This window comes from Bogoriella caseilytica (assembly GCF_003752405.1).
Classification (GTDB): domain Bacteria; phylum Actinomycetota; class Actinomycetes; order Actinomycetales; family Actinomycetaceae; genus Allobogoriella; species Allobogoriella caseilytica.
The window spans coordinates 2481388-2503288 of sequence record NZ_RKHK01000001.1; the positions used below are offsets into that span (position 1 = coordinate 2481388).

The following is a 21901-nucleotide window of genomic DNA, read 5'->3' on the forward strand; positions in this document are numbered from 1 at the left end:
GGCGCGCCCGCGCGGGGCCTCGCGTCACAATCGGATCACGGATCGGGCCAGCGACTTGACTGAATAAGTCTATTCGGTGGATATTTTCTCCCAGAGCCACACGGCGTGGCCCACTCATGACGCAAAGGAGCATCATGCGCACGAGACTGACTCTGATCGCCTCGACCTCGGCCTGTGCCATCGTCCTCGCCGCATGCTCTGGCGGCGAGAACGGCGGTAGTGACGACGGCGCCAACGAGGGCGGTGGCGAGAGCACGATCACCGTCGCCTACCAGAGGACCGATGCGTTCTTCCAGCTCGATGACCTGCTGCAGAAGTGCAAGGACGAGTTCGAGAGCGCGAACGAGGGCGTCACGGTGGAGCTGGAGCCGATCGCCGCGCAGGAGACCGAGTACTTCACCGCGCTCGCGCTCATGCACGGCTCACCGGACACCGCCCCGGACGTGATCTACGAAGACACCTTCATGGTCCGCTCCAACGCGGCGGCCGGCTACCTCGCCCCGATGGACGACTACCTCGCCGAGTGGGAGGACTGGGACCAGTTCTCCGAGGCCGCCAAGCAGGCAGGTCTGGGCGATGACGGCATGACCTACGGCATCTCCATGGGCACCGACACCCGCGGCATCTACTTCAACAAGGAGCTCTTTGCCGAGGCCGGGTTGCCCGAGGACTGGCAGCCGGAGACCTGGGAGGACATCCTTGAGGCCGCTCGCGCCGTGCAGGACGCCAACCCCGACGTGATCCCGCTCAACGTCTACTCCTCTATCGCCCAGGGCGAGGCCACCTCGATGCAGGGCTTCGAGATGCTGCTCTACGGCACCGACGACGAGCTGTACGACTTCGACTCCCAGCAGTGGACGACCGGATCGCAGGGCTTCCTCGACGCCCTGACCTTCATCGAGACGGCGCAGGCCGAGGAGCTGCTACCCGGCCTGGAGGACGCACTGGACACCAACCTGCCCAACCGGGTCTCGGGCGAACTCCTGCCGCAGGGGCAGCTCGCGATCGCGGTGGACGGCTCCTGGGTGCCCGGGGGCTGGATGGGTGATGGCGCCAACTCGTGGCCCGAGTGGGAAGAGGTCATGGGCATGGCGCAGATGCCCACCTCGCAGGGCCAGGAGCCGGGCGCGACGTCCATGTCCGGCGGCTGGCTGCTCAGCCTCGGCTCACAAGCCAGCGACCCCGAGGCGGCCTTCGGCTTCATCACCACCTGCCTGAACCAGGAGAACTCGCTGAAGTTCGCCACCGAGAACAGCCAGATCGCGGTGCGTGACGATGTCGCCTCCGATCCGACCTACCTCGACTACAACCCCTCCTTCGAGTTCTTCTCCAGCCTCGTGCCGGTGACCAACTTCCGGCCCGCGACGCCGGACTACTCCCAGATCTCCAACTTGATCCAGGTGGCGGCCGAATCGGTGCTCACCGGCCAGGCCACTCCGGAGCAGGCCCAGGAGACCTACGACCAAGGCGTAATCGGCATCGTCGGCGAAGAGAACACGTCTGGCGGCAGCTGAGCCATGGCCACCCTTGCTGCGGAGCCGCGGCGGGGGCAGCCGGCGGCCCCGAGACGCTCTCGGGGCCGCCGGGTGGGGCGGAACCTCGCCCGCACCGCTCCGCTGCTACCCGCCGTGGTCCTCCTTGCCCTGTTCCTGCTCGGGCCGATCATCTACTCGCTGTTCGGATCCCTGACCAACCGTGCCCTGACCGGCCCGCGGGCGGCAGACCCGCAGTTCGTGGGCCTGGACAACTACCTCACCCTGCTGGGCAACGACAACTTCTGGAAGTCGGTCGTGCTCACGATCGTCTTCGTGGTCGCCTCCGCGCTGATCGGCCAGAACGTGCTCGGCATGGGGCTCGCGCTGATGATGAGCAAGGCGCCCAGCGGTGTCTCACGGGTGATCTCAGCCCTGGTGGTCACCGCGTGGGTGCTTCCGGAGATCGTGGCGGCCTTCGCCCTCTATGCCTTCTTCGCCTCCCAGGGCACGCTCAACATCGTGCTCTCCTGGCTCGGCCTCGACGGCCCGATGTGGCTGGTGACCTTCCCGATGCTCGCGGTGATCCTCGCCAACGTCTGGCGGGGCACGGCATTCTCGATGATGGTGTACTCCGCGGCGCTCGCGGAGGTGCCACCGGATGTCTCCGAGGCGGCCGAAATCGACGGCGCGAACGTCTTCCAGCGGTTCTTCCGGATCACCCTGCCGATGATCCGCCGTTCGATCTCCACCAACCTCATGCTCACCACCCTGCAGACCCTCGGGGTTTTCACCCTGATCTGGGTGATGACGGCCGGCGGCCCGGGCGTGGAGAGCTCGACGCTGCCGATCCTTGCCTACCAGGAAGCCTTCAAGTTCATGCAGGTCGGCTACGGCACCGCCATCGCCACCGTCACGCTCCTGCTGGGGGCAATGTTCTCCATCGTCTACATCAAGGTCCTCAAGCCGGAGGTGGACTCATGAGCGCCGTGCCCGCCGCGCAGGTCGCGGCCACCACTCCACCGTCGGCAGATGCCAGGAACGTCACACGCGGCGGACGCCGGTTCACCACCGCCTCGCCGCGTGGTCGCACTAGCCGCCTGATCTCCACGGTCGTGCTCCTGGCGATCGGCGTGGTCTTCCTGGTGCCGCTGGGATGGATCCTGCTCGCCTCGGTCAACGGTGCTGCGACCGTCTCGGTCTCGTGGCCGCAGATGTTCACGCTGGACAACTTCGTGCAGATCGCCACGTGGGAGACCACCTTCCGCCCGCTGTGGAACTCGGCGATCCTCTCTTTCGGCTGCGCGATCGTGACGGTGGTGGCCTCGGTGCTCGCCGCCTACCCGCTCTCGCGCTACCAGCTGCGGTTCCGGCGCTCCTTCATGTACGGGATCCTGTTCGGCACGTGCTTGCCGATCACGGCGATGATGGTGCCGGTCTACGCGCTGTTCGTCTCGCTGCGGCTGCTGGACAACGTGTGGGGCACGATGTTCTTCCTCGCTGCCACCAGCCTGCCGATGGCTATCTGGATGACGAAGAACTTCATGGACTCCATCCCGGTCTCCCTGGAAGAGGCCGCCTGGGTGGACGGCGCGAGCTCGATGACGGCCCTGCGCCGCATCGTGGTGCCGTTGATGCGGCCCGGCATCGCCGTGGTCTTCATCTTCGTGTTCACCCAGGCCTGGGGGAACTTCTTCGTGCCCTTCGTGCTGCTGCAGTCCGCGCAGAATCAGCCGGCGGCGGTGGCGATCTATGGGTTCTTCGGTACCTACGGCACCGTGAACTACGGCCAGCTCGCGGCCTTCTCGATCATGTACTCCCTGCCCGTGCTCGTGCTGTACCTCGTGGTGCAGCGCGTCTCCGGCAGCTCCTTCGCCATGGCGGGCGCCGTGAAGGGCTAGGCCCAGCGGCGTCGCGCCGCCTTCCCTGCGATCCTGACCGACCTGCCTGCCGGCCCCCTGAGAGGTTCCTCCATGCACGACAACAGCGCCCTGACCATCGCCCGCATCGACCGCTACCTCGCGGAATGGATCGTGCCCGCCGTGGTGCGCGATCGCCACGCGCTGGACGTCACCAGCTGGCAGGTTCCGGACGAACCCGTGCCCTTCGCCCAAGCGCGTGAGGCCTTCGACGGCGGCCGGTTCGCCCCGCACCCGGTGGGCACCCCGTGGGGCCGGCCGTGGAGCACGGTCTGGTTCCACCTGACCGGCACGGTGCCGCAGGACTGGCCGCTGGACGGGACGCGGGCCGAGCTCGACATCGACCTCGGCTTCATCCACACCCAGCCCGGCTTCCAGGCCGAAGGGGCGGCATGGTCACCCGACGGGGTGCTGGTCAAGGGCGTCTCGCCGCGCAATGCGTGGGTGCCGCTACCCCAGCGCGGCGGTCACGCCGTGGAGATGTTCATCGAAGGCGCCGCCAACCCGGATGTGCCAGGCGACGCGTGGAGCACGCCCACCCCGATGGGGGACAAGGCCACCGCGCCGCCCGAAGAGCTCTACCGGCTGCGCGCCGTGGACGTGGTACTGGTGGACACGGCAGTGGAGGACCTGGTGGCCGACGTCCGCGCCCTGCGCGGCCTCATCGGCACGCTGCCGGCCACCTCCGCCCGGCGGGCCCAGATCCTCGCGGCCCTGGAGGACATGTGCGACGTCGTCGACCCGGACGATGTCGCCGGCACCGCCACGGCCGGCCGCGAAGCGCTCGCAGAGGTGCTGGCCGTCCCGGCGAGCAGCACCGCCCATCGGGCCGCCGCGGTGGGGCACGCCCACATCGATTCCGCCTGGCTGTGGCCAGTGCGCGAGACGGTTCGCAAGGTGAGCCGCACTGTCGCGAACGTGCTGGCCCTGATGGACAGCGACCCGGACGTGACCTTCGCCTTTTCCTCGGCTCAGCAGTACGCGTGGATCAAGGAGTACTACCCCGAGTTGTACCAGAGGCTGGCAGAACGGGTGCGTGAGGGGCGGATCGAGCCGGTGGGTGGCATGTGGGTGGAGTCCGACACCAACATGGTGGGCAGCGAGGCCCTGGTCCGGCAGTTCCTCGAGGGCAAGAGCTTCTTCGCCACCGAGTTCGGCGCCGAACCCACGCAGGTCTGGCTCCCGGACTCCTTCGGCTACACCGGTTCCTTCCCGCAGGTGGCGCGCCTGGCCGGGTGCACCGACTTCCTCACCCAGAAGCTCTCGTGGAACGACACCAACCGGATCCCGCACCACTCCTTCTGGTGGGAGGGCATCGACGGCAGCCGGGTGTACACCCACTTCCCGCCGGTGGACACCTACAACTCGGTGCTGAACGCCGAGGAACTGGAGCGGGCCTCGAGCCAGTACGCGGACAAGGCACGATCGTCGATCTCGCTGGTGCCCTACGGCTACGGCGACGGCGGTGGCGGCCCCACGCGAGAGATGGTGGCGCAGGGCCACCGGGTGGAGTCCCTCGAGGGCTCGGCGCGGGTGGAGTTCACCACCGCGGAGGCCTTCTTCGAAGCCTCGCGCCAGGAGTACGCCGCGATCGCCCCCACCTGGGTGGGGGAGTTGTACCTGGAGTACCACCGCGGCACGTACACCACCCAGGCCCGCACCAAGCGCGGCAATCGGCGCAGCGAGCACCTGCTGCGCGAGGCCGAGCTGTGGTCGGCCACGGCGGCGGTGCGCGCCGGCGCTGACTACCCGTACGAGGAACTGCAGCGGCTGTGGCGCGAGACCCTGCTGCTCCAGTTCCACGACATCCTGCCCGGCACCTCCATCGCGTGGGTGCACCGTGAGGCCGAGGCCTCCTACGCCGCGATCGCCACCGAGGCAGAGGCATTGATCGCGCGGGCACTGGAGGCGATCGCGGAGCAGGACGGCGCCGCGGCGGGCTCAGGCGGTCAGTTGGTGGCCAATGCCTCGCCCTTCGCTCAGAAGGGCGTGGCGCCGGGCGCGATTGGGGCGGCGGAGGTGGCCTCCCCGGCCCGGGTGGAGCGCGACGGCGAGGATCTGTTGCTGGTCAATGACGCCGTGCGGGTGCGGGTGGACCGGCGCGGCCTGGTGACCTCTGCGGTACTGGTGGCCACCGGGCGCGAGGGGCTCGCAGCGCCGGGCAACCTGCTGCAGCTCGCACGGGACATCCCGAACACCTGGGAGGCCTGGGACATCGAAGAGCACTACCGGCGCACCATCAGCGACGTGCTCGACGGTGAGGTAGAGGAGACCACCGATGAGAACGGTGCGCCCGCGATCCGCGTGACGCGCACGGTGGGGAGGAGCCGCGTGGTGCAGGTGCTCTCCCTCGCCCCCGGCACCGACCCCACGCTGCACTTGCGCACGGATGTCGATTGGCACGAGCAGCAGAAGCTGCTCAAGCTCGGCTTCACGCTCGATGTGCACACCGACCATGCGCGCTCGGAGATGCAGTTCGGGCACATCACGCGGCCGACGCACGTGAACACTTCCTGGGACGCGGCACGCTTCGAGACGGTCGCGCATCGTTGGGTGCACGTGGCCGAGCCCGGTTTCGGGGTGGCCTTCAGCAACGATGGCACCTACGGGCACGACATCACCCGCGTGCGCGTCGGCGGTGATGTGACCGCCGGGCGCGAGGACGGCGCGGCGGACGACGGGCGGGTGGCCACGCAGGTGCGCTGGTCGCTACTGCGGGCCCCGCTCTTCCCGGACCCGGTGGCCGACCAGGGCGAGCACACACTGCGGCATGCGGTGACCTTCGGCGCGCAGGTGAGCGATGCCGTCGAGCACGGGTACGCGCTGAACCTGCCGCTGCGCGAGGTGTGGCCTGGTGACGCGAGCGGCGAGGCAGCGAGTGGCGGAGCCGCAGTCCCGCCGCTGGTGACCGTCTCCGATCCGCAGGTGGTCATCGAGTCGGTGAAGCTCGCCCACGACGGCAGCGGCGATGTGGTGGTCCGGCTCTACGAGAGCCTCGGCGCGCGGGCGTCGGCGAGTGTCGGCTTCGGTCTTGAGGCGGCCTCGGTGACGGTCACGGACGTGCTGGAGCGGCCGCTGGAGTCTGCGGGTGTCAAGCTCGTGGACCGTGCGGTAGCGGTGGAGCTCCGGCCCTTCCAGGTGCTGACACTGCGGGTGGCGCGGGGGTGAGTGGGTAGCGAGTACGTGCCGCGCACCCAATCCTGCGGCGGGCCCGGGGAATGCTCCCAGCGGCGCCCTAGCATCCGGGGCATGCGCACTGACAATGTCGTCCTGAACCTGCCGTCGCGCCTCGCCTGCGCCCGGACCGTGAGCGCGGAACGGTGAGCGCCGAGCGTGTGCTGATCACCGGTGCCACGGGTCTCCTGGGACGCGAGGTTGTCGCAGCCCTGGGCCGGCGCGGGGTACGGCCGCGAGTGCTTCTTCGGTCTGCGGAGCGGCGCTCTGCCCTGCCCGCGGATGCCGATGTCGAGGTCGCTGTGGGTGACCTGGGTGACCACGCCTCGCTGGGCGAGGCGCTCGCCGGCGTCGACGCTGCGTTCCTGGTCACTCCCCACGACTCGGCGGAAGAACACCTCGGCCTGACCTTCCTGAGCGCCTGCGAGGCAGCGGGGGTGTCACGACTGGTGCTCTCGACGGCGATCCACCCCGACAGCGGCATCAAGCCGATCCGGAACGCGATCTACGCGCTGATGGGACGCGCTGGCCCGCACTACGTGCCCAAGTACCGGGTGGAGGCCGCGGTCCGTGACTCTGCGGTGGACTCCGTGGTGCTGCTGCCGGCGAACTTCTACCAGAACGACGAGCTGTGGCGGCCCGAAATCCTCTCAGGTTCTTACCCGCAACCCATCGGTAAGAAGGGAACGGTCCGTGTGGACTGCCGCGACGTCGGTGAGGCGGCTGCCCGCGGCCTGCTGCGCGAACTCGACCCTGGCGTCTTTCCGATGGTCGGCCCAGAGCCGCGGATCACCGGACCCGGCGCGGCCGAGCTGTGGCAGGCCGCGCTCGGCCGGGAAGTCAGCTACGTGGGCGACGAGCTCCGGACGTGGGAGCAGGCCATCGGCGAGCGCATGGCCCCGGCTATGCGCGAGGACTTCCGGCGCACCTACGAGCTGATTCAGCGCTTCGCCCCCCGGGGGAGCGCTGGCCAGCGCGCGCGGACCACGGCCGCGCTGGGGCGGCCCCCGACGTCGTATGCGGACTATGCGCACGATGCCGCTGCGCGGTGGTCCGACTCCGCGCAGTAGCCGCATCGCGACCTGGCCGTGGACGCGGCTCGTAAGGCCCGGTCCTCGCGCGCCCATCCGTCCGGCCGCTCCGGATCGGGCGGGTACGCGTGCGTGCCCGGCACGTAGCGGGGCGGGGCCCCTACGTGCCGGGCACGGCTTCCGAGCGCGATCCAGCGCTGCGGCTGCACTGCCGTCCTAGCGTCTCTCGCGGATCGCCCCGATCCGATCAATCTGACGCGAAAGGACCATTCCGATGGATACCGCACCTGTGGCGCCGCGCAAGCAACGCCCCGCAGCACGTCCCGCTCTGGCCGCTCTCGGCGTGATCGGCCTGGCCGGTGCCGCGACGCTGACCGCCGCCAACTGGACCGACACCGCCGAGATCACCGGAGAGATCACTACCGGAAGCTTCTCTCTCGAACTCGACCTGGACGACCTCGGGTTCGACGAGTTCGTCCCCGGTGAGTCCCAAGGCGAGACGCTGTCCGTGCAGAACAACAGCTCCACCCCGGCCGAGATCAGCCTCGACATCTCCGGGCTGGACTCCGATGTGGAGTGGGAGCTGACGGTCACGGAGTCCGGCGGCGGGGGCATCAGCGTCGATCCTTCGGACTCAGCAGAACAGTTCACCGGCCTGGCGCTCGGCCCCGGTGGTGAACCGCTGATCTATGACGCCGGGGAGACCGGATCCGTGGAGATCAGCCTGACGCTGGTCACGGCGTCGAACGAGTCCCAGGACCTCGATGAGCTGGACGACCTCGTACTGACCTTCACCGGCGAGCAGGCGGCCTCGGACGGCGACTGAGCGCAGCCAGGTGACCGCAGTGGGGCGTCACAGCCGCATGTGAGAGGCAATCGAACGGATGGACATGACGAGACAGACCTTGGCCGCACCACAGGGCAGCCGGCCGGCACGGTGGGCACTGGCCGCGATCAGCGTGCTGGTTGTGGCGAGCGCCGGGGCCGCCACCGCGGCTGCTTGGACCGACAGCGGTGAGGTGACCGGGCAGGTACGAACCGGCAACCTCACCGTGGACCAGGACCTCACGGAGTTGGACTTCGGCGAGTTCGAGCACTACGTCCAGCAGAGCGAGACCGTGCGACTGACGAACAGCGGATCCACCCCCGTCGAGCTGACCGTCGATGTCGCACGCCTGGAGGAGACCGATGCCCAGTGGCAGCTGTCCATCGTCAGCGGAGGCCGGGGATTCACTCTTGACCCCTCGGACCCCGAGAGGGAACTGACCGGGCTACCGCTTCGAGTCGGCACCGTCGATGACCTGATCCTCGCCCCCGGCGAGGACATCGATCTCACCATCCGGCTGCGCTACTCCGATGCTGACGGCGCCGCGGCAGGCCGCGACTTCGGCGAGTTCGGCCTGACCTTTGTGGGTACGCAGGCAGATGGGGAGCACGGCGCGCTCGACGCCGGCTGGACCGACTCGGCGACCATCTCGGGCCCAGTGCGCACCGCAGGCGAGCCGCAGGTGCCGTTCTTCACCGAGCAGGATCTGCCCGTTACCGTCGAACCGGACCTCTCCGGCGTCTACGCCCTCGGCGATCCGATGGACTGGCACATCGACGTCACGGTGCCGCAGCTACCGACGGGTTCCGAGATGTCGGACGTGACTCGCTACCGGGTATCGCTGACCGGTGACTGGTTGTGGCCGGGTCTCGGCACCCTCGTCGGGGAGCACTTCCACTCGCAATCTTCGGTGAATCCCACGTCCTACACCGGAAGCGGATACCTCTTCCGGCCCACCTGGGATGGGGAGTTCGCCCACGATCTCATCAGCCGTTCTGGTGGCGAGCAGGGGGTGAGGTTGTCGATCGTGGACTACGGCGCCGGATGGGATAACACCTCCGGAGACGGGATTCTGTCGCTGCACGCGGAGCCGCACGTGCAGTATCGCGGCGAGTACCGGATTCTGGAATCGGCATCCGCGACCACGTTCTGGGGTGCAGTCCGGGTTGCCGGGGAGGGCGACGGATGCCGCTACGAGGTCACGCTTGGCGACAGTGCCGCGCCCAATGAGAACGGCGAAGTCATCGTCGCGGGCGAGATCGATGGCGGTGAATGGCTCATCGAGGGCCTTCGCGTGCTCGACGCAATCGATGGACCCGACCAGTACTGGTTGGTGAACACCTCCTGCCCCAGTGGCTCCACGTCGACCCCGGTGGCGATCGGCGACCTCGAGCCGGCGAGCCACGAGCAGGTCGCTGCGGATCCAGAGCACCCGAACACAGTCATCGTGGGTGGGGACGGCGCTCCCGACGGCGCCGTGGCGGACCAGTGAGCAGGGCCTCCGCGCGCCGCGCGCGCTGGTCCTGGGCGCACCGGATGTCCTCGGTGGCGGCGACAGTCGTGGCCGTGCTGGCGGTGGCGTTGGCTGTCGCCGCACACACCGGAGTGCTGCACGTGCGTGTCGTCTCCTCGAGCTCCATGGAGCCGGCACTCAGCGCCGGCGACGTGCTTCTGACTCGGGCTATGCCGGCCGGCGAAGCTCAGGTGGGGGAGGTCGTGACCTTGCAGCGGCCCACCGGTGACCTGGTCACGCACCGGATCGTCGCCAACGCTCCCGATCCGGACGAACCGAAGGGCTGGTTGGTCACCATGCGCGGCGACGCCAATGCCGTCGCCGACCCACGGCCCTTCCCCGCGACCGAGGTCGAGGCCACCGTCGCCCGTATCCCACACGCCGGCGGAGTGCTTCGAGCTCTGGCGCAGCCGCCCGCCATGCAGATCGCGATGGTCTCCGCGCTGGCGCTGGTGATCGCAAGCCTGATGTCGCCACGAACCCGAAGTAAAGGACACACGCCATGAGAACGACAGTCGTCGGCCGCCACCGGTCGGCTCGTGCAGCCTGGGCTGGCCGGGCCGCCGCCGCAGCAGCGGGGGTCAGCCTGCTCGCCCTTCCGGTGTTCCTCGGGCCCGCCGCGTCGGCGCAGTCCGAGCAGGACTCCGGTGGCTTGGAGGTGAGCTACCCGGACGGCACACTGGAACTGACCGATCTCACACCTGGAGTCCCGCAGACCGGTCATGCTCAGCTCACCAACTGGCATCCCGACGCCCTCGCCATCGAGGTGTCCAGCGACTGGTACGGAACAGAAGCCGCCGCCGAGGCCGTCCGAGTCGACGCCCGAGTCTGCACGAGTCCGTGGATGGGTGACGACTGTCCAGGGACAGTGCGGAGCATCCCCATGAGGGAGGAACGGGCAGAACTGGGCGTCATCCCCAGCGAGACGAGCTGGTACGTGCGGGTCGAGGCAGCACTGCCGGCCGAGGCGGACAACACCGCCCAGGATCTGAGTGGAGAGCTGCGGATCGAGGTAGTGGCAGCGGCGCACACCCCACCGCCGTCCGGCGCCGGACCCGACGATCGGGATCTCCCGCAGACCGGAACCGCGGCCGCGCAGCTGACGGCGGTGGCTCTGCTTCTCACCGTCGCCGGTGCGGGAGTGGTGCGGTGGCGCAGGGCACGAGGTACGCGTGGCCGTCTCGGCCTTCCCGCTCGGGGATGAACGAGCCGCCGCCGTGGGTCATAGACTGGGAAACTGAGGTACAGAGCCGCATCTCACGCCACGACTGCACGGAGACCATGGATTTCGGCATCGATCACTCGTTCGTCGCCCGTACCGCCGAGCGTGGTCAGATCGTTCGCCAGCTCCAGCGTGCGGAAGCCGGATCTGCACATCTGGTGGTGATCGAGGCACTTGCCGGCATGGGGAAGTCGGCCCTGCTGCGTCGCGCACTGGCCGACTGCGGCCGCCCCGCCCTGTCGATCGTGCTGGACGAGTCCGATCGGGAGGAACCGGGCTCCGCGGGAGTGCCGGCGCTGTGGAACCCGGAGACGGCGCAGCGCGGGGAAGCTCACGAGCTCCTCGAGGCGGCGGCGGCACGGCTGGAGGAGCTCGGTGCTGGAGCGGTAGTGGTCATCGAGAACTTCCACTGGGTCGATGACCTCTCGGCTCAGGTGCTCTGGCGTCTGCTCCGGGAACCGCAGCACCGCCTGGGGGCGCTGGTGGTGACCACCAGGCCCTGTGCGCGGCCGGATCTGTCCGGCTTCGCCCGTCACGCCCAGACCGGCTCCTGCGGTGCCTTCATCGATCTGCCGCCATTGAACGCCGACCAGTCGCGTGAGCTTCTCGCCGAACTCGCCGGGGTGCCCGTCGGCGCCGAGGCAGCCGGTGCGGTGCATGCCGCCACCGATGGCATCCCCGCCCATGTCGTCAGCATCGGTGCATGGCTCTCGCAGTGCCCTCCCGGTGCCGGCCGCAGCATCGAGAATGCGGTCGCACATCACCAGGCCGCTCTGGCACGAGCCGGCCACCCCTTCCATCAGGCGATCAGCTCGATGGTCCGCGGGCTCGATCCGCATGCCCGTAGTCTCCTGACGCTCCTGGCCACGGCTGGCCAGCCGCTGTCGGCGCAGCAGATGGCCGAGGTTGTCGAGCACCCCGTCGAGCTCACGGTCCTGACCGAGGCAGGTGTGTCCGAGTGGGACGCCGCCAGCTTCGGCTACCGCATCCGGTATCGCAGCGTCGCCGTTGTTCTCCAGGCTCTGATCCCGCCGGAGGAGCGGGCCCAGTGGCATCAGCGCGTCGCCGCACTCCTCGGGTCGTCCGCCGGGGTCACGCACCGTGCCACGGCCCTGCGCTTGGAGCCGGACGAGAGCGGCCGTCGGCGTCTGGTCGCCGAGGCGCTCGCGGTCGCCCGGGATCTGCTGACGGCCGGACGGCCGGGCGAATCCGCCGAGCACCTGGTCTCGGTACTGCCGCTCGACACGGGTTCCGAGGTGGTGGTTCTCCTGCTGCGCAGCGTTGCGCACGGGGCCGACGTCCGTGCGCTCCTGGAGGCGGAGCCGGCCATCAGGGCGTTGCCACCCGGCGCCTTGCGCAGTGGCGGGCTCGCGCTCCTGCGTATGCGCAGTGGTGAGCCGTGGGCCGCGATGGGGGAGCTCGCCCAGGTGGTGGACTTGGCCGCCGAGGAGAATGACGCCATCCAGCTGTTCGCTCGGGCGGTGGCTCAGGCCGGCGTTGTCAGCGTCACCGGCTCGGTACCGTCGCGGTGGTCTGCGGTGTTGGCGCGAACGACCGAGGCACTCGACGTGTACCTCGATGGCGCGGAGGGAACCGCGGGAGAGGTCCGCGGGTTGCGCGGGCTCATTGCCACGTGGCGCGTCCTCGCGACGCCGCGCCCCCTGGTGGACCCGATCGAAGCGATCGGCGACATCGCGGATCAGCTCGCGCAGACGCCGTCCGCTGAATCCGCGTACTTGGGCATACGGGCGGTGCGGGGAGCGCGCCTGCATCAGGTCGGCGCGTGCCAGTCCGCCTACTACGAACTCGAAGCGAGCTCCCAGGGCTTGCCCGGCCAGGACAGGCTCGGTGCCTTCGGGCGCTCCCGATTTGCTCTCTCGCTCTTTGACGCCGGGTTGTGGGATGAGGCGGCCGCGGTGGCGGCACAAGCCGCTGAGGGCGGGCTCGAGCGCGGCGAGTGCGATCAAGCCCTCATCTCCTACGCCGTCGATGCCCTCGTCCGTGCGGCCCGTGGGCAGGAGAGCGCCCACCGGATACTTGACCGGCTGTGGGAGGCTCCTGGCTCGGAGGGCAGTCCAGCGAGTCGCGTCTACATCGACTACGCCAGGGCGTGGGCCGCCATCACCGCGGAGGACCACGCCCGAGCTATTGATGCGCTCCTGCGCACGAACGAGAGCGACCTGGGGCTGGCATGCCTGGGCATCATGCCGCTGACGCTGCTCGCGCGGGAGCTGGCCTCGATCGGCCGGCCCGAGGTCATCGCCTCGATCATCACGACGCTGCAGGACGACAGCGTTCCTGCTCTGGAGGCGCCCCGCCGCTACGCCATCGCGCATGCCCGCGGGCTGAGCCGTTCTGATCCGCAGGAGCGGCTCGACCTTCTCTTCGACGCACTGGACTGGCTTGATCACAAGTCACCTCCGCGCACCACGCTCTCGATCGCGGAAGGTGGTGGTTTTCGTATGCAGCGGGCGCTCCTTGCGCTCGACATTGCCGGCCTGGTGAGCAATCAGCGGTTCGCCGAGCACAGGACCACCGGCATCGGTCTGGCCGTGTGGGCTGCCACGGTCTTCCAGCGATGTGGCGCACGGGTCCTGGAGCAGCGAGCCGGTGATCTCGCCACCAGCTTGCGGGAGGATGCCCCCACTCTGGCGAGCATGGTCGGTCCGCGATCAGCTTCCGCGCCGGCCACAGATCCAGCGCTGCGGCACAAGCTGTCTCAACTCAGCGGGCGAGAGCGTCAGGTCACCCTGCTGATCGGGGAGGGGAAGAGCAACCCCGAGATCGCCGAGGATCTCTACATCTCCGTCCGGACCGTCGAGAAGCACATCGCCAAGATCTTCAAGAAGCTCGAGGTGTCTTCGCGCAGGGAAGCGAAGCGCCTGCTTCGCGGAGCGGTCGCTGAGCCTCGCTAGAGTAGTCAGCGATCGAGAAAGTGGCCTGCGACCAGGAGGCGAGTTCCCCGTCACTGTCGTCGATGAGCAGTCGTCGCCTCTGGAGCAAGACGCTGAGGCAGCGGTGGCGGTGGCAGGTGGAGAGGGCTTCGCGAGTGACATCGTGTCGCTAGAACCGAGCGAGGAGTACCTCTTCTTCGTATACACGGAGACTCAGGACGCCCCGTACAGCCTGGTCGGCATCGACGCCGGCGCGTTCCAAGCCCAGAGTGATGGTTCCTACGCCAACCCGGTGGGGATGGCTGTGGAGGCGAGCGAGGTGCAGGCATTCGCTCAGCGAGCCGCTGAGATCGAAGGGTAGCTTCGCCTGCCCTGCCCTGCCCTGCCCTGCCCTGCCCTGCCCTGGCATGGCCGGCCTGTGCGGGCGTTGACCGCAGGGAGCCTCCTGTGGCCGACGCTCTGCTGACCAGGATGCGAGACGGTCTTGGCTTGCCGGAGAGCGTCCGCCAAGCTTGAAGGTGACGCACGTCACGTAGGCGTGCCCTGGCCGGGGGCAAGTTGGGAGAGACATGTCCAGCCCTCCGTTCCACCAGTGCCTCGCGGCGATGTCAGTGCCCGACCAGGACGGCCCGAACAGCCCTCGCCCCACGGCTGCTGACCCCGGGAGCCGCGGGCGGATGAGGCGGGCCGACCATTGAGCGAGCCGAACGACTGGGCGGCCTTCGCCGGCCAGAAGAGTGAATATCAGCGCAACCAGGAATCGTCCAACAGTCAGCACCGGCACAATCCCTACGGTGACGGGGAGATCGACCCGAATCATCACCAGCAGCGCGCGCGCCAGATCCGTGAGGGCAACATGGCACCGCCCCCGGGTGGGGCGATCTCCGCGGACTCTGGCCTCATGTGGGCGCTGACCATGCGAGTCATGCCCTATGTGGCTCTGCTGGCGGTGATGGTCTACTGGCTCTCCATCGCCGCGCTGTACGCCGAGCCCTATCGGGACCTGCTCGTGGCGATACTGCCGGATGCGTGGTTCGTGGAGTTCGGCGAGGAGCCGCAGCCCTGGGCAGTGGCAGGCGTCGTTGGCGCGGCGGCGGTCAGCGTAGGGATCCTGCTGCTCGTCGTGCGTCGTCGCCTGGGGCGAGCTTGGGCGCATGGCGTTACGGGCACCGGCGTGCTGTGGTGGCAGGCCTACCCCTTGTCCGTGCTCCTGGTTCTCCTGCTGGCACTGACTCCGGGGCTCTTCCTCGGGGCGGGCTCGGTGGCGCAGAGCGGTCTTCCGCCAGTGCGGCCCGGGATGGACGAGGGGGTGCGTTCGTGGCCGGTGATCCTCACTCTGGCCACCGCGCTGTGGTGGGCCATCGGCTCCACCCGACGCGCGGTGCGCCGGGCGGTGAAGCGGCGTTTTCGTGGTTGGTGGCAGGCCCCCGATGGTGAGTGGTATCCACCGGGCTACGAGTGGGGTCCGCCGCAGCAGGGTCAGCAGTGGGCTCAGGTGCTGCCGCCCCCGGATCCACGGCAGCAGATTCTTCCCCACGATGGCCCGCCATGGTCACGGTGACTCGCGAAGCCATCCGCAACGAGAGCGAGGCCCGAACCTCGACCGGGGTTGTCCCTCGGTCGAGCGTTCGAACCTCGTTCAGCTGGGGTCCATCCTGCTCCGCTACTCGGATAAACCTGCCCTCTCGCGCGACACGTCTTGGATCCAAGACGTGCGGCGCAGAGCCACCCGGTCACGACGGTCCAGTGGCTCGCCTGCGATGCCAGGTCGGCGGAGCCTGCCGGCGAAAAAAGTAGAAGAGATCCTCGCCGGGCACCTGGACGGCGCGACGCTAGTGCAGTTGGTCGAGCGGCATGGCGTGAAGGCTGAGACCGTTGGCCAGGTGCTTCAGCGTGAGGGATATGTGCCGGACTCGGCTCGAGGGCGTGGCGGCCGGCCACGATTCTCCGGCGAGGAACTCCGTCAGATCCAGCAGCGCTTGGATCAGGATGTGAACCGCCCTGGGTTTGGTGGAGAGTCAGGACACACCAGAGTCTCCACCAAACCCAGGGCGGTTCAAGGTGCGCACGGAATGCAAGCCATCGGGGTGCCCGCGACATATACCCAGTGAATCGCCATCAACGTCAGGAGGTAAGGCATGCGCAGGAGGACGCGTATAGCTGGAACAGCGTCTGCTCTCGCGCTCGCCGCGGCGGGTTGCCAGGCCGGCGACGGTGAGGATCCCGGCGGCGCGGATGATGCCGCCGTCGAGGTTGCACCGTCGGACGTGGCGGACTTCGAGGCGGCGCTGGATGCCGCAGGGGAGGAGCGCGAGGAGTTCGAGCTCGACGAGCTCGCCATCGTGGTCGATGACACCACCATCCGGCTCGTGCTGCTCGGATCCGGTTCGTGCCCGCCGGAGCCGCAAGCCAGTGATGTGGAGCTCAACGGGGGAGTGGAGGCGGTGGCGTTCGAGGAGACGGGCGATGTACTTACCGAGGAGTGCACGGCGGACGCCGTCGAGTACTTCTTCGAGCTCACCGCCGAGTCCGGTTGGGCTGAGACGGTGGAGCTGAGCTTCGACCGGGCGATCAGCGACGACGGTCCGATGCGAGTCCTCGACGGGAGGTAGAAGCTATGGGTGTGAAGCTGAGGTGCGTAGCCGCAGGGGCGGCCGTTGTTAGCGTTCTCGCCGGCTGCCAGGAGGACGGCTCACGTGGTGCAGGCGACCCCGATGGTGCCGGTCACGGCGATCGGCAGCCTGTCCTCATCTATCCGTCTCACGAAGTCGCCTTCGCGGCTGTTGCGGATGAAGCGGGCCTGGACGTCGAGGAGCACTGGGATTCCATGGCGATCGTCGTCGATGACCAGGCGATCCAGCTGCTGATCCACGGTTCCAGTTCTTGCCCGCCTGAGCCTGAGCATGCGGACTTCAGCAACTGGCAGGTCGACGAGGCCGGCGCCGTCGAGGTGGTGGAGTTGATCGACGGCTCTTCACACGACGGTCCGTGCACCGATGACCTTGCCCCGCACTACTTCGAGCTGGACAGCTCCTTGGGATGGAGTGAGGGCGTAGACGTCGTCTACGAGCGCGCTGGCAGCGACGGTGTCGACGTGATCGACACCCGGTAGTGCCGCTGCTGTCGCGGTACCGGCTTCGCGCGGTCCACTGTGCAGACATCGTTCCTGCCTGGGCGGGAAGCTCATTCTAGAAGCTGGCCAACGTCAAGAACCGCCCGACCGATGCCGCAGTCTTCGTCGAGGAGTACCTCGTCCTGCTGGCCGCCCAGACCCTTTTCAACGACGATGTGGCTGCACTCGCCGCCTCGACGGTGCCACCGGCCTCACCGCGTCCACGACGCAGCGGTGGTCAGCCGCCACCCTCCACCACCATGCACGAGCGCCAGACATAGCTGGCAAGCAGAAAGGCCACCCCACGGGGTGGCCTTTCGTCTATCTCAGACCTGCGGCAGGAGCCTCGCTCGGAGGCCCCTGCCGTGGTTTCCTCAGCCCGTATTTCGAGTAGGGGCCATCTGGGGTGGACGACGGGACTTGAACCCGCGGCCCTCGCGACCACAACGCGATGCTCTACCGACTGAGCTACGCCCACCATCGCTACCGAATGGACGCACGAAGCGCCCGGCAGCAGTGCACGAGCATAGCCGACGACGAGCCTGAGACCGAAGCCGGGCGAGGGTGGCCTCGCTCACCGCCGAGAGCGCAGGTCCCTCGCTGCAGCGCGGGCTCGGCTCAGAACTTCTCGAGGAGCGCGGCGGTGGGCTCGGCGGCGATGCGCTCGGCGGAGGCCTTGGCGTCCTCGCTGCTGGGCCCCTCACCCTCGGGGAAGAGCACGGCGCGGTAGTAGCGCAGCTCATCGATGGATTCCAGGATGTCTGCGAGCGCACGGTGCCCGCCCGCCTTGGCGGGGGACTGGAAGTAAGCACGCGGGTACCAGCGGCGCGCCAGCTCCTTGATGGAGGAGACGTCGATGATCCGGTAGTGCAGGTGCTCGACCACCTCGGGCATGTCGCGCGCGAGGAAGGTGCGGTCGGTGCCCACCGAGTTCCCCGCCAGCGGCGCCTTACGCGCATCGGCAACCCACCGCTTGATGTAACTCAGTACCTGTGCCTGAGCCTCGGCCATCTCCAGGCCGGCATCGAGCTCCGTGAGCAGACCGGAGCTGGTGTGCATCTCACGCACGGTGTCACCCATCTGTTCCACCGCACCCGGGGTGGGCTGGATGACCAGGTCGATCCCGGCGTCGAGCGGGCGGAGTTCGGAGTCGGTCACCACCACGGCCACCTCGATCAGGGCATCGGCCTCGAGATCCAGGCCGGTCATCTCGCAGTCGATCCAGACGATCGGATCCTTGGCAGCCTTCGCACTAGTGCTCGCGTTCGTGTTCACAGCCCACCACCCTACGGGGCGCCACGGTCACGAGCAGTGCCCCGAGCGGGCTGCGGAGCGGACTCACTCGGTGCGCAGGTCCTGGGCGCGCATAGGCTCGCGAGCGGTGAGAGCGGCGATCACCGCCACCGTGGCCACGCCGCCGGCCAGCAACAGCCCCAGCCACCAGAAGACCGGCGGGATGGAGAAGGCCCGGAGGCTCTCATCTCCGCCAAGGACTTCGTAGGTGCGGACGCCTAGGAGTGCCAGGGTGCCGCCCGCCAGCAGCGCGCCCACCAAGGGCAAACTGAACTGGATGAGGTAGGACAGTCCAATCGTGCGGCGCGGCACGCCGATGGCCAGCATCCGCATCCGCGGACGGCGCGACTCGCGCAGCCAGTCCATGATCGACAAGCTCACCGCGACCAGGACCACGGCGACCAGGGCAGCTCCTGTTCCTCCCACCATGGAGCGCACGCTGAGCAGCAGGTCGTAGTCCGAGTAGCGCATGGGGGAGTCGCTATGGAGTCCGAGCGCCTCAGCGGCACTGCCCACGGTCACTGCGAACTCCCGCCCGGGCGGTCCGATGACGTCCGCTCGGTGCACCGCGGCGCCGATCTCCTCGACGAGATGCGGCGGGACGAACACGTGGAAGTACGGAAGGAAACCGCGCTGCGTCACCACGGCCCGCTCATCGGTCTCGATCTCCGGGCCAGACAGGTCGATGGTGGTGGCCGCCCCTTCCGTCTCCCCGTCTGCGGAGCGGGCGACAACCTCCAACGACTCTGGCACTCCGTCGAAACTCTCTGTCACGACGTCCCACGACTGCAAGCTCCCGATCCACGCCGCGCGCTCGTCGGAGCATCCGGCCACGCTCACGTAGTAGACCGCCAGGTCGGCACAACTCCCGGAGAAGATCTCGAGGCATCCCTCGGACGTCATGACGTCACACGTGGATGCCATGTACTCGTGTACCGGAATGACGCGCTCGGCTCCGGGGATGTTCTCAAGCTCGGCGAGGTCGCCGGCGGTCAGCGGTTGCTCTTGATCAGCCTCCATATCCCAGCCCGCGTGGACGCTCACCTCCTGCGGCCCCCGCTCGGCGTTGCGCGTCGCATAGACCGATTGCGGGACCGTCTCGAAGGCAGTCAGCACCCCGGCCCCGATGCCAAGCGCGAAGAGGGCGATGCCCACTCCGGCCACCCGCCGAGTGGCCGAGGCCGGGTCGGCCTCGATGCTCCGGCCCGCCATGAGCAGCGGGAACCGGCGAGATCGGCGCAGAGCTCGCGCCACGTAGCGTGCGATCAGGGCCGGCGTGGTGACAATGCCCAGCGCGCCGAGGACGATCCCGGCCCGAAACAGCCCAGCGACGGCGGCCACCCGGAATCCCCGTGCTTCGTCGACGCTGATCTCCGGTCGAAGCCGCAGGGCGAGCTCCGTGATCTCCTGACTGAAGATGGCGAGGCCGAAGCACGCCACGGCAGCCACGAAGGGCACCGCCCGCCACCACGAGGCCGGCTTCACGACGCCGCCCCGCCGCGCCTGGGTGGGGAGCAGCTGCAAGGTGCGCAGCGAGGCCAGGGCCAGCACGCCGGAGAACACCACGACGGCGCCAAGCACCACCGCCATCCGCCCGGGGGAGAAGGCCACCGGTTCGGCGAGCTGCACGCGAACGTTGATCAGCCAGGCGGCGGCGTAGGCCACGCCGACGCCCGCTAGTGCACCCACGGCGGTGAGCGAGACGTTCTCCACCACGGCCGCCACGAGCGTGCGCGCACGGTTGATGCCGATCAGCCGGAGCGAGGTGAGGCGCTGGTCCCGCACGGTGGAGGAGAGCCGCCCGGCCACCACGAGCAGCAGCAGCACCGGTGCGAGCAACATGGCGGACATGGCCTCCGCGGTGCCCCGCTCGGAGGGCGTGATTGGTTCCTCGCCGGGGATCTCGATGACCGGATAGAGCGCGTCCGGCATGGCCCAGGCGAGGCTGAGGATCAGCACACTCAACGCACCGCCGAGCAGCAGCGCGGTGATCCGCACGGGACCGCCGGCCAGGGCCAGGCGCAGCCCAAGACGGATCACGCCTGGACCTCACGGCCGTCGCGGAGCATCACGGTGCGCTGTGACCACGCGGCCACGGAGAGTTCGTGGGTGACCAGCACGACGGCGGAGTTCTGTTCTTGTGCTGCCGACATCAACGCTTCAAGCACCAGTTCTCCGGTGGTGGTGTCCAGTGAACCGGTCGGCTCGTCGGCGAGGACCACGGCGGGCTCGTGGACCAGGGCGCGGGCCACGGCGGCGCGCTGGGCCTGGCCGCCGGAGACCTCGGAGACGCGCTGTTGCGCCACGCCGGCTACGCCCAGGCGATCCAGCATCTCCATCGCCCGGCGGCGGGAGGGGCGGCGGCGGTGGCCCGTCACCCGCAGGGGCAGTTCCACGTTCTCCACCAGGCTGAGCTCCGGCACCAGGTCGCCGAACTGGAAGACGAAGCCCATACGCCGCAGGCGCAGTTCGGCCCGGCGCCGTTCCGGCAGCTGATCCAGCCGCACGCCGTCGAGGTAGACCGCTCCGCTCTCCGGCAGGAGCAAGCCCGCCAGCAGGTGCAGCAGCGTGGACTTCCCGGAGCCGGACTGCCCCATGATCGAGACAGTCTCACCCTCCCGCACCTGGAAGTCGATGCCGCGCAGCACTGGGGTAGCGCCGTAGGAGTGATGCAGTCCGCTGGCGCGCAGGATTGCGGGCGGGGTGCCGGGGCCAGTCGTGCCGGTCCGGCGATCGGCGCGGCGCGTGGGGGCGGTCATGGCAGCTGCTCCACGTCGGCCCGCAGATCACTCAGGCGGGCGGCGGCCAGCTCCACCCAGCGGATGTCCGCCTCAAGGTGGGCGAGTTCGTGGTCCCGGGCCAGCCGGTCGATCACATCCCCGCTGTGCCGGTCAGCGGTGAGTTCGCGCATGCGCTCGAGGTGGGCGAGGCGCTGGCGGTCGAGGATCGGTTCAGCCGGGCGTCCGGAGGCGAGTGCGAGCACCACCTTGGTGAACAGTTCGGAGGGGCGGCCGGTCGGTTTCTGTGGCTGATCGAGCCAGGCCTCCAACTCGGCCACGCCGTCATCAGTGATGGCGTAGACCTTGCGGTCGGCGCCCTCGCCGGGTTCGACACCCACGCCATCGGCCAGGCCGTCTCGCTCGAGGCGAGCGAGAGTCGAGTAGACCTGGCCGTACTTCAGGTCGCGCCCGTGGCCGAAGAGTTCGTCGTACGTGCGCTTGAGGGCGAAGCCGTGGGCGGGATGGCGATCAAGGAGGGCCAGGACGGCCATGGGGACGCTCATGCCGGAACTGTACACCGGGTGTATTCACTCAGTGAATACCCGAGCGTAAGAACTCGAAAGTGGTGCGCCCGTGCGGGCTCTCGGTACGGTCGAGAGCACGGGGCCGTGGCGCCGGGCGATCCGATGGTGGAGCTCGGGCTGCAACGGCTGAAGAGTCGAGAC

19 protein-coding genes and 1 tRNA gene are annotated in these 21901 nt (G+C 68.7%); 14 read left to right on the plus strand and 6 right to left on the minus strand.

Going from position 1 to position 21901, the window contains the following annotated elements:
• Positions 1-134 precede the first annotated feature (134 nt).
• The 13 genes from EDD31_RS11140 (at position 135) to EDD31_RS11200 (ending at position 16663) form a co-directional block, all read left to right on the plus strand.
• Positions 135-1514, plus strand: coding sequence for an extracellular solute-binding protein (locus tag EDD31_RS11140; protein WP_123304220.1), 1380 nt, complete (start codon positions 135-137; stop codon positions 1512-1514).
• A 3-nt stretch (positions 1515-1517) separates the two neighbouring features.
• The gene (locus tag EDD31_RS11145; protein WP_123304221.1) at positions 1518-2456 is read left to right on the plus strand and encodes a carbohydrate ABC transporter permease; all 939 of its coding nucleotides are present in this window, start codon (positions 1518-1520) and stop codon (positions 2454-2456) included.
• The gene (locus EDD31_RS11150) at positions 2453-3373 is read left to right on the plus strand and encodes a carbohydrate ABC transporter permease (RefSeq protein ID WP_123304222.1); all 921 of its coding nucleotides are present in this window, start codon (positions 2453-2455) and stop codon (positions 3371-3373) included. The genes EDD31_RS11145 and EDD31_RS11150 overlap by 4 nt, the downstream gene beginning before the upstream one ends.
• A gap of 72 nt (positions 3374-3445) precedes the next feature.
• The gene (locus EDD31_RS11155) at positions 3446-6559 is read left to right on the plus strand and encodes an alpha-mannosidase (RefSeq protein ID WP_123304223.1); all 3114 of its coding nucleotides are present in this window, start codon (positions 3446-3448) and stop codon (positions 6557-6559) included.
• Between the two features lie 152 nt (positions 6560-6711).
• A complete protein-coding gene (locus tag EDD31_RS11160) occupies positions 6712-7635 on the plus strand; it encodes an SDR family oxidoreductase (RefSeq protein WP_170163282.1) in 924 nt (307 codons plus the stop codon).
• 235 nt (positions 7636-7870) lie between these two features.
• The gene (locus EDD31_RS11165; RefSeq protein WP_123304225.1) at positions 7871-8422 is read left to right on the plus strand and encodes a hypothetical protein; all 552 of its coding nucleotides are present in this window, start codon (positions 7871-7873) and stop codon (positions 8420-8422) included.
• Between the two features lie 64 nt (positions 8423-8486).
• On the plus strand, positions 8487-9914 hold the full coding sequence (locus EDD31_RS11170) for a SipW-dependent-type signal peptide-containing protein (RefSeq protein ID WP_170163283.1): 1428 nt from the start codon (positions 8487-8489) through the stop codon (positions 9912-9914).
• Positions 9911-10441, plus strand: coding sequence for a signal peptidase I (locus EDD31_RS11175; protein WP_170163284.1), 531 nt, complete (start codon positions 9911-9913; stop codon positions 10439-10441). Before EDD31_RS11170 ends, EDD31_RS11175 begins: the two co-directional genes overlap by 4 nt.
• On the plus strand, positions 10438-11139 hold the full coding sequence (locus tag EDD31_RS11180; RefSeq protein ID WP_123304227.1) for an LPXTG cell wall anchor domain-containing protein: 702 nt from the start codon (positions 10438-10440) through the stop codon (positions 11137-11139). Before EDD31_RS11175 ends, EDD31_RS11180 begins: the two co-directional genes overlap by 4 nt.
• A gap of 77 nt (positions 11140-11216) precedes the next feature.
• Positions 11217-14072 (plus strand): helix-turn-helix transcriptional regulator, encoded by a 2856-nt coding sequence (locus tag EDD31_RS11185; protein ID WP_170163285.1) that lies wholly within the window; start codon positions 11217-11219, stop codon positions 14070-14072.
• A 142-nt stretch (positions 14073-14214) separates the two neighbouring features.
• A complete protein-coding gene (locus EDD31_RS11190) occupies positions 14215-14412 on the plus strand; it encodes a hypothetical protein (protein ID WP_148058939.1) in 198 nt (65 codons plus the stop codon).
• Positions 14413-14745: 333 nt separating this feature from the next.
• Positions 14746-15612 (plus strand): hypothetical protein, encoded by an 867-nt coding sequence (locus EDD31_RS11195; RefSeq protein ID WP_123304230.1) that lies wholly within the window; start codon positions 14746-14748, stop codon positions 15610-15612.
• Between the two features lie 577 nt (positions 15613-16189).
• Entirely contained in the window at positions 16190-16663 is a 474-nt protein-coding gene (locus EDD31_RS11200) for a hypothetical protein (RefSeq protein WP_148058940.1), read from the plus strand.
• Between the two features lie 80 nt (positions 16664-16743).
• Here EDD31_RS11200 and EDD31_RS15095 read toward each other — a convergent pair whose 3' ends face one another.
• Positions 16744-16869 (minus strand): hypothetical protein, encoded by a 126-nt coding sequence (locus EDD31_RS15095; RefSeq protein ID WP_281270440.1) that lies wholly within the window; start codon positions 16867-16869, stop codon positions 16744-16746.
• Positions 16870-16878: 9 nt separating this feature from the next.
• On the opposite strand from EDD31_RS15095, the gene EDD31_RS11205 reads away from it, so the two are divergent.
• Positions 16879-17163, plus strand: coding sequence for a hypothetical protein (locus EDD31_RS11205; protein WP_123304232.1), 285 nt, complete (start codon positions 16879-16881; stop codon positions 17161-17163).
• 402 nt (positions 17164-17565) lie between these two features.
• On the opposite strand, the gene EDD31_RS11210 is transcribed toward EDD31_RS11205, so the two are convergent.
• The 5 genes from EDD31_RS11210 to EDD31_RS11230 form a co-directional block, all read right to left on the minus strand.
• Positions 17566-17641 (minus strand) — tRNA-His (locus EDD31_RS11210).
• A 140-nt stretch (positions 17642-17781) separates the two neighbouring features.
• The gene (orn, locus tag EDD31_RS11215) at positions 17782-18438 is read right to left on the minus strand and encodes an oligoribonuclease (RefSeq protein ID WP_281270441.1); all 657 of its coding nucleotides are present in this window, start codon (positions 18436-18438) and stop codon (positions 17782-17784) included.
• Positions 18439-18501: 63 nt separating this feature from the next.
• Positions 18502-20496: an FtsX-like permease family protein gene (locus tag EDD31_RS11220; protein ID WP_123304233.1), complete on the minus strand. Its 1995-nt coding sequence runs from the start codon at positions 20494-20496 to the stop codon at positions 18502-18504.
• Positions 20493-21215, minus strand: coding sequence for an ABC transporter ATP-binding protein (locus EDD31_RS11225; protein WP_123304234.1), 723 nt, complete (start codon positions 21213-21215; stop codon positions 20493-20495). The genes EDD31_RS11220 and EDD31_RS11225 overlap by 4 nt, the downstream gene beginning before the upstream one ends.
• On the minus strand, positions 21212-21739 hold the full coding sequence (locus EDD31_RS11230; protein WP_123305450.1) for a PadR family transcriptional regulator: 528 nt from the start codon (positions 21737-21739) through the stop codon (positions 21212-21214). Before EDD31_RS11230 ends, EDD31_RS11225 begins: the two co-directional genes overlap by 4 nt.
• Positions 21740-21901 lie beyond the last annotated feature (162 nt).